This window comes from Frankia sp. Hr75.2, assembly GCF_949319125.1.
Taxonomy (GTDB): Bacteria; Actinomycetota; Actinomycetes; order Frankiales; family Frankiaceae; genus Parafrankia; species Parafrankia soli.
The window spans coordinates 1-14,060 of sequence record NZ_CASGGV010000308.1; the positions used below are offsets into that span (position 1 = coordinate 1).

Sequence of the window (14,060 nt, forward strand, 5' to 3'; positions counted from 1 at the left end):
CGGCTACAACGCGGCACTGTTGGCGGAGCTGACCGGGCCGACCGGCCATGTCACCACCATCGACATCGACCAGGCCGTGATCCGCCGCGCCCGTACCTGTCTCGACACCGCCGGCTACACCGACGTCACAGCGCTGATCAACGATGGCCATTTCGGGTTCCCGCTCCGCGCCCCCTACGACCGGATCGTCGTCACCGTCAACGCACCCGACATCCCGCCCGCCTGGACCGCCCAGCTCGTCACCGGCGGGCGCATCGTCATCCCACTGCAGCTACGCGGGCTGCTGCGCACCGTCGGATTCACCTGGGACGGCGAGATTCTGACCTCCGACTCGATGCGACCCTACGGCTTCGTCCGTCTCCAAGGCGCCGGGGCCCGTGCCTCCTCTCCCCGGATGATCCGCATCGCCGACGGGATCCGCCTCGACATCGACGACGACCAGGACGCTGATCCCGATGCGCTCCGCGGCGCGATCATCGGGCCGAGCCACATCCACTCCACCGGGGTGGCTCTCTCCCCCGCCGCGGATGCCCTGCCGAGCCTGGACCTGTGGCTGGCCACCGTGCAGCCCACCTACGGCCGGCTCCACGGCACCGACACCGACACCGGACCCGAACTGCCTTTGCTCCCGACGCCCGCCGGGGTGTCCGCCTGCTGGTCCGACGACAGCCTCGCCTACCTGACCTTCACCCCGACCGGCGGGACCGGCGTTGAGATCGGTGTCGTCGCGCACGGCCCCGACCGGTACCGGCTCGCTGACCTGCTCACCTACGACGTCCGCGTGTGGGACGCCGAGCGGCGCGGCGGCCCGGACCCCACCATCCGCGTCTACCCCACCGCTGTCAGCCGGGCCTCGGCACTACCCGGCCGGCTCCTCACGAAACCATCAGCCCAGTTCCTGATCACCTGGGGCTGAAACCAATCACCGACATCGCAGGAGGGAGAACCGTGTGAGCGACATGCCTGGGCAACAACAACCACCCGGAGCCGACGGGGAAGCGCGTGCTGAGGATCTGCGGGCCCGTCTCGTGGACGACCTCATCGCGGAGGGCTCGATCAGAACGAAGGAGGTCGAGGCAGCGTTCCGTGTGGTGCCGCGGCACCTGTTCGCTCCCGAGGTCTCGCTGAAGGACGCCTACGCCGACGACATCGTGCGGACCAAGCATGACGAGAACGGCGTGACAGTCAGTTCGGTCTCCGCCCCGTGGCTTCAGGCAACGATGCTTGAACAGGCCGGGATCAGCCCCGGCATGCGGGTGCTCGAAGTGGGCTCAGGGGGCTTCAACGCTGCGCTGATCGCGGAACTCGTCGGTCCGACCGGCGTGGTGACGACCATGGACATCGACGCCGACGTGACCGAACGAGCCCGCCACTGCCTGACCGCAGCAGGCTACGAGCAGGTACGCGTCGTGCTGGCCGACGCCGAGCACGGGGTCCCCGAGCATGCTCCCTACGACCGGATCATCGTCACCGCGGGCGCCTGGGACATCCCACCCGCCTGGACCGATCAACTCGCCCCGGACGGCCGGATCGTCGTTCCCCTGCGGATGCGGGGACTGAGCCGGACGGTCGCGCTCGCACCCCGCGACGGCGCTCTGGTCAGTCTCGACCACCAGATGGCTGGCTTCGTGCCCGTGCGCGGCGACGGCGCCCATCCCGAACGCCTCGTCCCGCTCCACGGTGCCGACGTCGGACTGCGGTTCGACGAGCAGATACCTGAGCTCGACGCCGCCGCGCTGCGAGCCGCCCTGCTCACCCCACGGGTCGAGGCGTGGTCGCAGGTGCGGTTCGGCGGGATGGAGCCCTTCGACGGGCTGCTGCTGTGGCTGGCCGGCACCCTCGACAACTACGGCCTGCTCTCCCGCGCCCGCTCCCAGACCGCGCGAGAGCTCGTTGACCCCGTCTCACCGATCGGCACGCCCACCGCCGTGGAAGCGGGCAGCTTCGCCTACCTAACCCTGCGAAAGGTCGAGGACGGCGACGACACCTACGAGTTCGGCGCCTACGCCCACGGCTCCGACGCCGCCCGCCTCGCCGACCTGGTCGTCACGCAGGTCCAGGCCTGGAACCGGACCCACCGCGACGGGCCACCGGCCACGATCAGCGTCTACCCGGCCACGACGCCGGCCGCGGCACTTCCGCCCGGCAGGGTGATCGCCAAGCGTCACCACACCGTCGTCCTGAGCTGGCCCTGACCAGCACAGCGACACGCTCACCACCAACCCCTCGAAGGAAAGGAATCGCCATGACTCCTGCCCACCCGACCGCCCCAGCCCCACTCCCCCTCGCCGGCGACTACGACCTGGACGTCGAGATCGTCGACGGCGGACCCGTCATCCCCGAGCTGCTGCGCTCCACCAGCGACAACTGCGGCAAGACCTGCGCGTCGGCCTGCACCAGCTGTAAGCAGGACTGATCCTCCGCCGCTGAGAGGTGCGTGATGTACCGCAGCCTTGACGTTCCGCTGCTACGGATGGCGGTGGTTCCCACCGATGTCGACCTGCCACCCTGGCCAGACCTCGACGACAACACCGACAGCGCCGTAGCCGGCTGGACAGATTGGCTGCGGGCCATCTGGGCACGGCCCGTGTTCGCCGACGCGATGACGCTCGCCAGCCCTTCGCTGGCCGCGCGGGTCGCGTCGGTCCTCGATGGGCAGTGCCGCGATCGGCGGGCGGTCCGTCGGGCTGTCACGGCGACGGTCCGGTATGTGTTGCGGATGGCCGGGCGTGCCACCCCGTTCGGCCTGTTCGCCGGTGTCGCGCCCGCGGGTTTCGGCCCGCGGGCACGTGTCCGGCTCGGCGACGACCATCGGGTTCACACCCGGCCGGGCGGCGGTTGGCTCGCCGCGCTCGCCGACGACCTGGAAGCGTGCGACACGCTGCTGCGACGGCTGCCGGTCGCCACCGACGGGCTGCCGGTCGCCCGCGGCGACCGACTTTTCACCGGCCCTGCTGTCCGTCCCGGCAACGATGCCGGGCAGGAGACAGTGGTCGAGGTATCGGTGCGCCGCACCCCAGCCGTGGAAGCCGCATTGCGCCACGCGACCCGTTCGCTGCCCGTCGCCGACCTGGTCACTCGCCTCGTCGCCGACGCACCGGCTCCCGCTTCCAGCCAGATCGAGGCCATGCTGATCGAGTTGATCCGCCGCCGGTTCCTGCACACACCCCTCCGCCCGGCGACGACCTTCACCGATCCGCTCGGCGAGATCGTCGACCAGCTGGCTGCAGCTCAGGTCGACAACCTGCCACCACTCGCCGACCGCCTCAGCGCGGTCCGCGACCTGCGAGACCTGCTCACCCACCACAACAACAATTCGCGCTCCGCCTCGGACCGTCGCGCGCTGCGCGAGCAGGCAGCCGACCTTCAACGCCGCGTCGTTCCCAGCGCCGACCCGGACCTGGATGTCGACCTCGTGTTGGACACCGACGTGGTCCTGCCAGCAGCTGTCACCGAAGAGGCAGGCGCCGCCGCGAGGGCGCTCGCCCGGCTCACAGCGCCGACCGCCGTGCCCCCGGAGTGGGCGGAGTGGCACGAAGCCTTCCTGGAACGCTACGGCCCCGCCGCCCTCGTCCCGCTGCTGGAGGCCGTCAACCCTGACACCGGCCTCGGTCTACCTGCCACCTTCCGAGGCTCCGCACGCATCTCCCGCCCCGGGGTGAGCCCGGCCCGCGACCAGCGCCTGGCCGCCCTCGCGCAGCGAGCGGCCCTGGACGGCACGCTCGAGGTACGCCTCGGCAACGCCGACATCGCGGTCCTGGCCGGCGACACCGCACCGGCCCGGGTTCCGTCGCATGCCGAACTCATCGCCGAGGTCCACGCCGACGACCTGACATCACTGTCGCGCGGCCTGTTCACCCTGCGGGTCACCGGCGGCGGGCGCGCCGCCGCAACCACCACCGGCCGCTTCCTCCACCTGCTCGACCCCACGTCCTTCGACCGGTTCCGCAACACCCATACGGCCCTGCCGACCATGCGGGCCGGCGCGACACTCACGCAGGTGTCCTGTCCACCGCTTCCGGCAACCACCGTCGGCGTGGCCCGATCGCCGCAGCTCACCGACACGGTGATCACTCTCGCCGAGTACCACGACGCCGGTCCGGGCATCCTGCGCCCGGCCGACCTGGCTGTCGGAGCCGACGCCGAGGGGCTCTATCTGGTGTCACTGCCCGACCGGCATCTAGTCGAGCCGTCCGCCCCGCACGCGGTGGAGTTCCAATACCACACCCATCCACTGGCACGGTTCCTGTGCGAGCTGCCCACCGCCCGCGTCGCCGTCTCCATCCCCTTCTCCTGGGGCACCTCCAGTGGGCTGCCATTCCTGCCCCGGCTCGTCCATCGGCGCACCGTGCTCGCCCCGGCCCGCTGGAACCTCACGGCCGCCGACCTGCCCGGCCGCGCCGTATCGGCGAAGGAATGGCGCGGGGCACTGGCCCACCGGGGCGGCGCGATCCCGGTGCCCGCGCGGGTCCAGCTCGTCGAGACCGACAACCGGTTGCGACTCGACCTGCACGTCGACGCCCACCTGACCCTGCTACGCGATCACCTGCACCGCCACGGCTCCGCCCGGCTCGACGAGGACGCCGCCCCGGATGCCTTCGGCTGGATCGGCGGCCACGCCCACGAACTGGTCGCCCCGCTGGCCACCACCGCCGCACCGCTGCCGGGGCCGGCACCGGAACGCCTCGCAGCAACCGTGCCCACGACTCGGACGGATACCCAGCTACCCGGCATCTCGCCGTGGCTGTCGGCCCGGCTCTACGGCCACCCCGACCGACTCACCGAGCTGCTCGCCCATTTCGACAACCTCCTGGACGAGTGGCCCAACCCGCCCGCATGGTGGTTCCTGCCGTACCGCGACACCGAACCCCACCTGCGGCTACGCCTCGCCGTCACCGAACCCGGCGGCTGCGGGCTGACGGCCACGCGGGTGGGAACTTGGGCAGCGGCACAGCGCGAAGCCGGACTGCTGTCCCACCTCCACCTCGACACCTACCAACCGGAAACCGGCCGCTACGGTTACGGGCCGGCAATGACCGCCGCCGAAGCCGTCTTCAGCGCCGACTCCGCCGCCGCTCTCGCTGCCCGTCGTCTCGCCGCACGTGCCCGTCTGCCCGTCGAAGCAGTCACCGTCGCCGGCCTGGTCGACATGGCTATCGCGTTCTCCGGCGCGTCCTCCGCCGGGATGCGATGGCTTCGTGACGTACTGCCTCATAAGCCCTCCCGCGTCCCACGGGCGGAACGCGCCATCGCGTTGCGCCTCGCTGACCCGGCAGATAACTTCGCCCATCTGCGCGCCGTGCCCGGGGCCGACGCTGTGCTGTCCGCCTGGCAGTCGCGGGCCACAGCACTGGCCGCCTACCGGGACACCCTCGCCGCGCAGCGCCCGCCTGACCAGGCCCTAGCCTCGCTGCTGCACCTGCACGCCGTCCGAACCCTCGGCCTCAGCCCAGCAGCCGAACAGACCTGCGTCGCTCTCGCCCGAGCCACAGCCGCACATGCCCTCGCGACCACCGACGCGACCGTCTCATGATCGACCGCAATCAGGCCGCCGCCACAGCAGCCAGCCTCGCCACCCGCCTCACCATCCCGGCCCGCGGCGAACTCGGGCAGACCGCGCAGTCGCTCGCCGACGGAGCTGCCGGCATCGCCCTCCTGCACGCCGAACGAGCGCACGCCAGCGCAGAGCACTGGGAGTCCGTCCAGACGTGGCTTACAGCGACCACAGCCAGCCCCGTCAGCGTGGCAAAGAACAGCTCTCTATTCGCCGGTGCGCCAGCGGTCGCCTTCGCCCTTCACACCGCTGCTAGACAGACCCGCCGCTACACCACGGCGCGCACCGCGCTCGACCAGGCCGTCACCACCATCGCCCACCGCCGTATCGACGCCGCCACCGCCCGCATCGACCGAGGTGAACCGGGACGGTTCACCGAGTACGACGTCATCAGCGGACTGACCGGCATCGGCGCCCACCTCCTCACTCACACCCCCGGCAACGACGCCCTCGGCCGCATCCTCACCTACCTCGTCCGCCTCACCACACCCCTCAACGTCGACGGCCAGGAACTGCCCGGCTGGTGGTGCAGCCACGACCCGTCCCAGGGCAACGCGCCGGAATTCGCCGGTGGGCACGCCAACCTCGGCATGGCCCACGGCGCCGCCGGCCCACTGGCCCTGCTCGCGCTCGCCGCACGCGCCGGGATACGCGTCGACGGTCAGACCGACGCGATCAACACGCTGTGCGCCTTCTACGACCGGTGGCGCCAAGACACCCCCGGCGGCCCGTTCTGGCCACAGTGGATCACCCGCGCCGACCAGCACACCGCAGCGCCGGGCCAGCCTGTCCCCGGCCGTCCGAGCTGGTGCTACGGCACCCCCGGGATCGCCCGCGCCCTCCAACTCGCCGGCCTCGCTACCGATGACACCGCCCGCCAGAACGCCGCCGAACAAGCGCTCGCCGTCTGCCTCGCCGACTCCATCCAACTCGCTCACCTCACCGACGCCGGGCTGTGCCACGGATGGGCCGGGCTCTACCAAACCGCCGCCCGCGCCGCCGCCGACGCCACCACCGACACCTTCACGCGCCACCTCCCGACACTCGCCGCATCCCTCCTGCTCTCCGCCCTTTCAACCGGCGGGCAGGGCGACGGGCTGCTCGAAGGAGACACCGGCATCGCCCTCGTTCTTCACGGCGTCGCCACCGGCGTCCCGGTCACCGGATGGGACACATGCCTACTGATCCACTGACCGCCTCCGGCCAGGCCGCCGGCGGCGAACAGGCCGTACTCGCGGTGCTCGCCGGCACACCGCTACCCACCGTCGCAGCCCACACCACCCTGCATCCCGACCAGCTCGCCGAGGCTGTCGCCACCTACCAGGCAGCAGGTCGCGCCGCGCTCGCAGTCCGATCCGCCACCTGGTTCCAGGTGCGCGTCACGTTTCCCGACCCGGCGGGCACGGAGACAGCCGCAGCCACCCACCTGGCACCCGTCCTGCGCCACGCCCAGACCACCGGCACCATCGACTCCTGGTGGTTCGTGCGCAAGACACCCGACTGGCGGCTACGGCTTTCCCCAGCCAGCGGCAAGTCCGTGGCGGATCTCCGTGCCACCCTCCGCCCCGCCTTCGACGACCTGAACGCGGCCGGCACGATCCACACCTGGTCGGAAGCGATCTACGAGCCCGAGGAGTACGTCCTCGGCGGCGAGGTCGGCACCGAAGTCGCTCACCGGTTGTTCTCCGCCGACAGCGACCACATCCTCGACCGCCTACACACCGAGATCACCAGCAGGACCCCGCCGAGCCTCGGCCGCCGCGAACTATCGGTGCTGTTGACCGTCACGTTGCTGCGCGCCGCCGGCCTCGACTGGTACGAACGCGGCGACGTCTTCGACCGCGTCAGCCACCTGCGCCCTCCGCCAGCCACACCACCCGCCGCCGCTGAGGTTCAAAGGCTGGCCGCCGCCCTGAGCAGGCTGCTGACCGCCAACATTGGCCCTGGAGGTGGACTGTTCGGCTCGGGTCGCCCCCTGGCCAACCTGGGAACCTGGGCCAGCGCCTTTCACGACGCTGGTCGGGCCCTTGGGCAGGCCGCGTACGCCGGGACACTGCGCCGCGGGCTACGCGACGTCCTCGCCCACCATGTGATCTTCCACTGGAACCGCATCGGCCTGGATATCGAGACTCAGGGCGTGCTCGCCGCCACAGCGCGCGAGACCATCGTCCGTGCTCCGGCACTTCCCGAATCGCTGATGCAGCAGGCACGCTGATGTGGCCACCGCCGAACGACGCAGACACCGTCACGCGCATGCGCGCCGCGCACGACCGAGCCAGTGCCGCCCTCCGGGTCGCCGTCCGCCAGAGCACGACTGAGGAAGCGTGGGGCTTCGCCGGACGAACTCTCGGCCGACCGGCGATGACCCCCGACGGCCCTGGCTGGCTACGGATAGCCTCCGCCGAGGCCGGACGACAGATCTCCACGTTCTGGGACGGCGGACACGCGGCACAGCAGGCGCTGCCAGCATCCGTCCCACGCCCAGCGCTGCGCGCGGTCCACGACCATCACCACGACGGCTGGGACTACCGCGCCGAGCTGTACGACCAGGCCCGCGCCCGTCCTCTTGCCACCACCACCATCCCCCGCCAGCTCACCGACCCGCCGGACAGCCGATGGTTCCTGGCGCTACATGCCGCCCTCGACACCCTCGCCGTGGTCTCCACCGACCGGCGCACCATCGAGCAGTCCTACCTCGACGAGGTCATGCCCAGGATGCTCGGCGAACCAATCACCACTACGGCGCCCGGACCATGGACAACCGCGCACGGCGACCTGCACTGGGCCAACCTGTGCAGCCCCACCCTGTGCATGCTCGACTGGGAAGGCTGGGGCCTGGCACCCACCGGCTACGACGCCGCCACCCTCCACTGCCACAGCCTGCTCATGCCAATGATCGCTGCCCAAGTCCGAGCCTATTTCGCCGACACCCTCTCCACCGAGACCGGCCGTTACGCCGAGCTGGCCGTTATCGCCGAACAACTCGACAGCGCCAGCCTCGACCATGCCGTGCTGCTACGAGCCCGCGCCGCCCACCTTCTCGGCCGCCTCATACCTCGTGAGCAATAACTCCAGCAGAGAGCAACACTCACCGAACGCGATCTGGTCTCGGATGTCTACCGCCATCGCGGGACCTTGCAGGTGCGATCACGCAGGGCCTTGTATACCGTTCGGCTTCCTACCTTGAGTCGCCACCCGCCGAGCCTTACGGCGCACAGTCCGGAGATCTCCGCGCTCGCAGGAGAATCGGAAATCACAGAAGCTCGCCGCGTGGCCCGCCGCACAGTCGGCGGCCGACTTGAGAGCCGTACACGGAGGTTAGCTAATCCGCCGGCGACTGAACTCATCGTCCTGTTCGAAACGCAAGGCGTCGCCAGGGGCTAATCAAGGCGGTCACGTGCGACGTCGCGGCGTTTATGAATGCCTGCTCCGCAGGTCTTAGAGCGCTGAGATCTACGAGATCTGGACCAATGTTCATGCCTTGATCACTATCGAGCGGAGGGTCCTGCCACGCCTTCTGCATTGCCCCGCCAGCTATCCGTCGCACCTGCGCGACAAGATCATTGTAGGCGGCACCGGTTTCAGGAGACTCGGCTTGGGTCCATGCCTGGTAGTAGGAAATCCTCGCCTGAACCTCACGCAAGGATTCGGAGAGACGGATCCGTTCCTCGGCGGGCTGGTCGGCTCTTCTGCGACGAATGGCGTAGGGAAACTCTTTGTAGGCGGCGTATGCCTGGTAAGCTTCGGCGAGGGTGGTTCGGACCCGGGCGCGTTCCTCTAGTCGGGTACTTCGACGGGCCAGAACTGTGTTGACAATTCCGGTCACCAAGGCCGCAAATACTACTGCCGACAGAACCACAGTAGTGAAGTCGCCACCAGAGGCGGCCGGCGATTGAATGGTCGTGGGCGTCACCCTGACTGTCACCATTGCGCTCGCCGGAGTAATTCTTGGCGTGATCCCGCTTGACGGCTGCGGTAGCGCCGGCTTCGCTGCGATCGGCATGGCAGGTGAACTGGATGCTGAACTGATCATGTCTTTGCTCTACGTGTTCGTCGGGTCGGGACGGTGAGTCTCTCGTTGTGTGGGGCTTCTTCGCCGGCCCATTCGCCGGTCTGGTGCCACCAGGCCTCGCGGATAAGGTGGGCGCAGATGTGCCCGGCGAGGGCGGTGCCTCCGTCGTGCCAGGTCCAGCGTTGTTCGGGTGGGTCGCGGGGGTACCAGATGCACAGACTGCCGTCGGAGTAGCGGTGAGGTGAATCGGGCCCTGGCGCATAGATCCACGGCGTGTTGGGGCTGTTCGGGCTGAACTCGATCGTCACCGGGTGGGGGGCCAGGCCAGCTGGGGTGAGTACGACTCGGACGGCGAACCCGCCGCGGTGGTGTGCGGGACGCACTTGGGTAGCGCCGGCGCCAACCGCCTGCAGCTCGGCGATGAGCTGCAGGCGGTGCGCTGGGCGGTCGAACCAGGCAGGGTGACGGTGAGCTGGTCGGCGACTCACCACAGCCGGGAGCCGCCGTAGGCACGGGTCGACGGGATCGCGACCGCAGGACCGGGAAGGCCGACGGTCGAGGTGCTGACCGCTCGCCCCGGACGCAGGGCCCCGGCCGTGGAGGCCAGGGTGTCGTCGGGCGGCGCATCGATGTAGTCGCGGAAGACGCGGTGTAGGGCGGACTGCACGGCTTTCTTGTCGTTGTCGTTTTCCAGCGCGTCGGCCATCGCGGTCGCGGCGGCGCGGAGCCGGTGGACGGCGACATCCCGGCTCACGCCCTTCATCAGTTTCAGCGGACTGGACACGCCGGCCGGGTCCGGGGTGTTGCAGCCGGTCGCCAGGAAGATCGCGGCACCGTCGAAGGCCGCGTGCAGCGCCGCTGCGACGCTCATGCCGGGAGTGACATGCTCCAGTGCGAGGGCCGAGAGGTGGAAGGAAGAGAAGGCAGGGGTACTCCACTGCTTGTTCCACGCCTTCAGCAACCGGATGACCCGGCGTCGAGTTCGGCGCAGTGTGACCGTGTCGCCGTTGAGCAGCGCGACGTGTGCCTCCGGGTCGGAGGCTTCCCACCGTTCCATGTGGAGATTCGGGATCCACAGTCCGGCAGCGGCGCGGCGAGTGAGGGCGACGACGAGGTCGACCGAGGGGTCCTGGCCGTTGATCGGCGCACCGAAGGTGATCTTCGGTCCGCGCTTAGATGTGCCGCACCGAGCCTTCGGGTAGGTCTGACGCACCTCGGGGCCGAGGATGGCGCACAAGTCGGCAACGATCTCGTTGGGTGTCTCCCCGCCACCGTCCGGGCCGAGATGCAGATACTGCACACGGTTGAGGACGAGGCCGCCGTCGCCGTCGGTCACCGGGTCGTTGACGGTGTACTGGGCAAGAGAGCCGGACGCGTAGGTGCGCAGCGCCCCGGGAAAGCCCATCGCGATCTTGCGGACGAGGGTGAGCCGGTCGCGGGCCTCGGCCAGCGTGAGGTCGTCGGCGGCGATCTCGCCGCGAATCGTGGTCAGGTAGTCGTCGGTATAGCCCATGAGGTTCGTTCCCCGGTGTGTTGTCGGGCGGTGGTCGCCCTCTCGTTCCGGTCTGACGCCGAACCTCGCCGATCCGTCCGGTCAGTCGGCGCAGTCCCTGCAGAGGTCCGAGGTCTGGCTGGGAAAGCAGCTGGGAGCCAGCACCTGGAAGCAGTTCGGGCACTGCCGCTCGCCGGCAGACGTGCAGGCGCAGTGCCCGCTGCCGCAGCGGGGAGCGCGACACCTGCCGCATGTCCCGTCTGGGGTGAACTCCTCGCCGCAGATCTCGCAGGTCCAAGTGCGCGGCGGGAAACTCCGGGAGGCCGACCGCGGCGGCGCGAAGGGCTTCCAGCTGGCCCGGTCGAGGACGGTCACCGCGATCAGGTAGTTGCCAGCCCAGGCTGCGTCCCCGTAGAGCAGCCCGCTCATGGTCCCGTCGCGGTACTGCAGATAGGTGTCGTCAACCCTGGCATCCCGGCCCGTACACAAAGCGGTGGACACCAGAGGGGTGTGGGCCTGGCTGCTGCCACGGGCGGGCGGGAAGACCTCGCCGTGGCCTGCAGCGAACGAGACCGCACCCGTGGCGTCGAGGACGGCAACAACTCCATGGGTTCCCAGCTGGTCGGCGATCCGCACACAGCACGCGGCGCGTGAGGCCTGGGTCCGCTCGAACAACGCCACGACATCGGCCGCCGTCGGAGACCGACCAGCAGGACGCGGAGGGAGGTCCGCATCCGGGATGAGCACCAGCGACGCGAACATGTCACAGCAGGCATCCTCGAACCGCTCGCGCTCTCCTTTCTGTCGCCGAACGGCGAGGGCGAGTCTCGAATCGGACTTCTGCAGGTGGTGGCCGAGCTCATGCAAGGCGGTGAACTGCCGCCGTCGCGAGCTCAGCGACTCGGTCACCGTCAACGTCGGCGGGGTGGTGGAGTAAACATAGCCGCCCGCGACCGAACAGCGTGTCGCGAAGGACTCGTCTGGTACCCGCCGTACCTGCACCTCGGGCCATCCGTCGAGTTCAGCGAGAGCATCGTCGTGCAGCCGATTGGCAGCATCCGGCCGTCTCTCCCCAAGCCGCTCCAGCATCTGACGTGCCTGAGTGACGACGTCGGCCCGCATGATGTTCACGCTTCGACATCCGGATCCAGCTGGTGCGCCTGAGCCCACAAAAGAATCCGTTGCGGCCATGACGGCGACTGCCCGCCCGTCTGTCGTGCCGCCATCCCGTACACCGCGTAGGCCATCGCACTGCGAGCGTCAGCCTCGGTAAGACCACTGCGGCGGCGATGTTCACGGATAAGCCCGCGCCACCGCGGATGTGTGAGTTCCGCGAGCAAGCCCGCCGCTGGTGGAGCAGCGGCCGGCGTCGCGCCGAGCACTACGCGAAAGACCTCCGCCTCCGTCGAGGTCAGCGGACGTTTCCCGTCAAGAAGATCAAGAACTTCTGCGAGTGGCGCGTTCAGGCGCGTCGCGGCCTCGTCCAGTGCCGCTGAATCGAGCGCGTCGAAGTCGATGCCGGATCCAGCTTCCATCCCACCCGCGACTGATGTTGGAGGTGCGGCCTCGGCCCGAGCCTCCTCGAAGGCTGCCAAGTCGTCCTCAAGCTCGGTCCGAATCTCCAGAACACCTGCAGCGACACCGCTCAGGGAAGCACGATCGACCACAGCAGCGACGCGCTCCGCCTCGCGCACCACGTCCGCAGCCACATCATCGACCGGGCGGTCGAGCACACACATCGGCAGGCTCCGGCGCAGGCCAGCCCACACCGTGACCGGGACGCCGAAAGCAGCGCTTTCAAGAACCAGAGTGTCGACGTTCTCGATCCGATCGACAGTCACCGGCATCGCGATCACCGCGTCGGCATCGACAGCCACCAGCAGAAGGAGAGCTGTACAGCCCTCGTGTACTGCCCGCCAGATCTGTCCAGACGCAGGGGCCCAGGCCGAGCGCGGCCCGAAACGACGGTTCAGCGCCATCGCAGACATCTGGGGCGCAGCAGCGCGCTCCGCCAGCCGAAGCAGGTTCTTGGGCACAGCGCCGACCTCACCGAACATCACGATCGCCTCCCAGCCGGTGCGACTCGCCCGACGGCAACACCGAGGCTGACGTCGAACCTGTACCGATCGTCCGGCGCCCTCACGGGTTACCCAGACACAGGTGCAGCACCTCGGCCGCGACCTCATGACGCAACTCATCTTCGGGAATCAGCTCGGCCAAGTGCGCCCTGAGCTTCCCCGCCGCGGCGTACGCCTGACTACGTCCGACGTTCAGCACATCCATCCAGTCCTTCACGGACGTGTCCAGGTGAGGCAGCAGAGCTCGTTGCGACGGCGACAGCTGCCCATACACCTCCCTGGCCCGATCGGTGACCTCGACGACGACGTCAGGACGCTCCTCCAGCGGCGCAGAAGCCCGGTCGAACACCTTCTGGTCCAGTGCGGCGTCAGCGTGTTCGACGGCCGCGGGGAATCGATCCAGAAAGACCTTGGTGAGCTGACCGACCTCCAAGGAGCCGCCGGCAGTCATCAGCACCGCGTCGATGATCGCGGTAAGGCGCTCGTCACTGGCCAGCGGGGATCGCCTCTCGCCCGACCAACGGACGGCACGAACCCCGGGCACCGCGTACGCCGCGGCGACCAGCGACCGCAGGTCACCGGTGTAGGGGGGCCACGGGTCGCCGTGCGGCTGCCAGCGCCCGGCCCCTGGCACACCCGTCGGTACCTGGACGAACCTCGGCGTCGCGGCCAATATCTCCTCGATCTTGCGCCGGACTGCACCGACCGGCGTTCTGCGCGCCTGGTCCGCTAGGAAGTGGCGGACCGACGTCCGTAGGTACTTGCCCATCGACTCCGAGTTGGCGGTCTGGGCAAGCAGGCCGGCTGTCACCGCCTGCCCCTTCTCCGCGAAGAAGGCTTGCGCGCATTCCCACACCGAGTCCTCGCTCCACCCGCCGGGTGGCATCAACACGGGGAACCGCCGCACCTCCTCTTTCGTGAGCT

The 14,060-nt window shown here is 69.4% G+C and carries 15 protein-coding genes; 9 read left to right on the forward strand and 6 right to left on the reverse strand.

The window, feature by feature from the left end; translation table 11 throughout:
- The 7 genes from AC559T_RS26000 to AC559T_RS26030 form a co-directional block, all read left to right on the forward strand.
- A partial coding sequence (locus AC559T_RS26000; RefSeq protein ID WP_498870389.1) for a class I SAM-dependent methyltransferase occupies positions 1 to 916 on the forward strand: 916 nt, incomplete at its 5' end.
- Positions 917 to 959: 43 nt separating this feature from the next.
- A complete protein-coding gene (gene fxlM / locus AC559T_RS26005; protein ID WP_498870413.1) occupies positions 960 to 2,195 on the forward strand; it encodes a methyltransferase, FxLD system in 1,236 nt (411 codons plus the stop codon).
- Between the two features lie 50 nt (positions 2,196 to 2,245).
- Positions 2,246 to 2,416, forward strand: coding sequence for an FxLD family lanthipeptide (locus AC559T_RS26010; RefSeq protein WP_018635958.1), 171 nt, complete (start codon positions 2,246 to 2,248; stop codon positions 2,414 to 2,416).
- Positions 2,417 to 2,440: 24 nt separating this feature from the next.
- Positions 2,441 to 5,533 (forward strand): lantibiotic dehydratase, encoded by a 3,093-nt coding sequence (locus AC559T_RS26015; protein ID WP_498870390.1) that lies wholly within the window; start codon positions 2,441 to 2,443, stop codon positions 5,531 to 5,533.
- Positions 5,530 to 6,747 carry a lanthionine synthetase C family protein gene (locus tag AC559T_RS26020; RefSeq protein WP_498870391.1) on the forward strand — a complete coding sequence of 406 codons (1,218 nt, stop codon included), beginning with the start codon at positions 5,530 to 5,532 and terminating at the stop codon, positions 6,745 to 6,747. Before AC559T_RS26015 ends, AC559T_RS26020 begins: the two co-directional genes overlap by 4 nt.
- Positions 6,729 to 7,769 carry a thiopeptide-type bacteriocin biosynthesis protein gene (locus AC559T_RS26025; RefSeq protein WP_498870392.1) on the forward strand — a complete coding sequence of 347 codons (1,041 nt, stop codon included), beginning with the start codon at positions 6,729 to 6,731 and terminating at the stop codon, positions 7,767 to 7,769. Before AC559T_RS26020 ends, AC559T_RS26025 begins: the two co-directional genes overlap by 19 nt.
- 38 nt (positions 7,770 to 7,807) lie before the next feature.
- Positions 7,808 to 8,623 (forward strand): hypothetical protein, encoded by an 816-nt coding sequence (locus tag AC559T_RS26030; RefSeq protein WP_498870393.1) that lies wholly within the window; start codon positions 7,808 to 7,810, stop codon positions 8,621 to 8,623.
- Positions 8,624 to 8,897: 274 nt separating this feature from the next.
- On the opposite strand, the gene AC559T_RS26035 is transcribed toward AC559T_RS26030, so the two are convergent.
- Complete coding sequence (locus AC559T_RS26035; RefSeq protein WP_498870394.1) at positions 8,898 to 9,467, reverse strand: hypothetical protein; 570 nt, start codon at positions 9,465 to 9,467, stop codon at positions 8,898 to 8,900.
- Here AC559T_RS26035 and AC559T_RS26040 point away from each other — a divergent pair.
- Positions 9,457 to 9,624, forward strand: a complete 168-nt coding sequence (locus AC559T_RS26040) for a hypothetical protein (protein ID WP_498870395.1) — start codon at positions 9,457 to 9,459, stop codon at positions 9,622 to 9,624. The two genes, AC559T_RS26035 and AC559T_RS26040, sit on opposite strands and share 11 nt — an antisense overlap.
- Here the strand turns inward: AC559T_RS26040 and AC559T_RS26045 are convergent.
- Positions 9,584 to 9,949, reverse strand: a complete 366-nt coding sequence (locus AC559T_RS26045) for a type II CBASS E2 protein (protein WP_498870396.1) — start codon at positions 9,947 to 9,949, stop codon at positions 9,584 to 9,586. The two genes, AC559T_RS26040 and AC559T_RS26045, sit on opposite strands and share 41 nt — an antisense overlap.
- Between AC559T_RS26045 and AC559T_RS26050 the strand changes: the two genes are divergently transcribed.
- A complete protein-coding gene (locus AC559T_RS26050) occupies positions 9,878 to 10,075 on the forward strand; it encodes a hypothetical protein (RefSeq protein WP_498870415.1) in 198 nt (65 codons plus the stop codon). The two genes, AC559T_RS26045 and AC559T_RS26050, sit on opposite strands and share 72 nt — an antisense overlap.
- Here AC559T_RS26050 and AC559T_RS26055 read toward each other — a convergent pair.
- The 4 genes from AC559T_RS26055 to AC559T_RS26070 form a co-directional block, all read right to left on the reverse strand.
- Positions 10,051 to 11,079 carry a hypothetical protein gene (locus tag AC559T_RS26055; RefSeq protein WP_498870397.1) on the reverse strand — a complete coding sequence of 343 codons (1,029 nt, stop codon included), beginning with the start codon at positions 11,077 to 11,079 and terminating at the stop codon, positions 10,051 to 10,053. The two genes, AC559T_RS26050 and AC559T_RS26055, sit on opposite strands and share 25 nt — an antisense overlap.
- An 81-nt stretch (positions 11,080 to 11,160) precedes the next feature.
- Entirely contained in the window at positions 11,161 to 12,180 is a 1,020-nt protein-coding gene (locus AC559T_RS26060; RefSeq protein ID WP_498870414.1) for an ImmA/IrrE family metallo-endopeptidase, read from the reverse strand.
- Positions 12,181 to 12,185: 5 nt separating this feature from the next.
- Positions 12,186 to 13,118 carry a hypothetical protein gene (locus AC559T_RS26065; RefSeq protein ID WP_498870398.1) on the reverse strand — a complete coding sequence of 311 codons (933 nt, stop codon included), beginning with the start codon at positions 13,116 to 13,118 and terminating at the stop codon, positions 12,186 to 12,188.
- Positions 13,119 to 13,197: 79 nt separating this feature from the next.
- Entirely contained in the window at positions 13,198 to 14,028 is an 831-nt protein-coding gene (locus AC559T_RS26070; RefSeq protein WP_498870399.1) for a hypothetical protein, read from the reverse strand.
- Between the last annotated feature and the right edge of the window lie 32 nt (positions 14,029 to 14,060).

Bases quoted from the DNA above. Each gene is read 5' to 3' on its own strand.
- fxlM (WP_498870413.1), top strand. From the start codon at position 960: ATGCCTGGGCAACAACAACCACCCGGAGCCGACGGGGAAGCGCGTGCT.
- AC559T_RS26010 (WP_018635958.1), top strand. From the start codon at position 2,246: ATGACTCCTGCCCACCCGACCGCCCCAGCCCCACTCCCCCTCGCCGGC.
- AC559T_RS26015 (WP_498870390.1), top strand. From the start codon at position 2,441: ATGTACCGCAGCCTTGACGTTCCGCTGCTACGGATGGCGGTGGTTCCC.
- AC559T_RS26020 (WP_498870391.1), top strand. From the start codon at position 5,530: ATGATCGACCGCAATCAGGCCGCCGCCACAGCAGCCAGCCTCGCCACC.
- AC559T_RS26025 (WP_498870392.1), top strand. From the start codon at position 6,729: ATGCCTACTGATCCACTGACCGCCTCCGGCCAGGCCGCCGGCGGCGAA.
- AC559T_RS26030 (WP_498870393.1), top strand. From the start codon at position 7,808: ATGCGCGCCGCGCACGACCGAGCCAGTGCCGCCCTCCGGGTCGCCGTC.
- AC559T_RS26055 (WP_498870397.1), bottom strand. From the start codon at position 11,079: ATGGGCTATACCGACGACTACCTGACCACGATTCGCGGCGAGATCGCC.
- AC559T_RS26060 (WP_498870414.1), bottom strand. From the start codon at position 12,180: ATGCGGGCCGACGTCGTCACTCAGGCACGTCAGATGCTGGAGCGGCTT.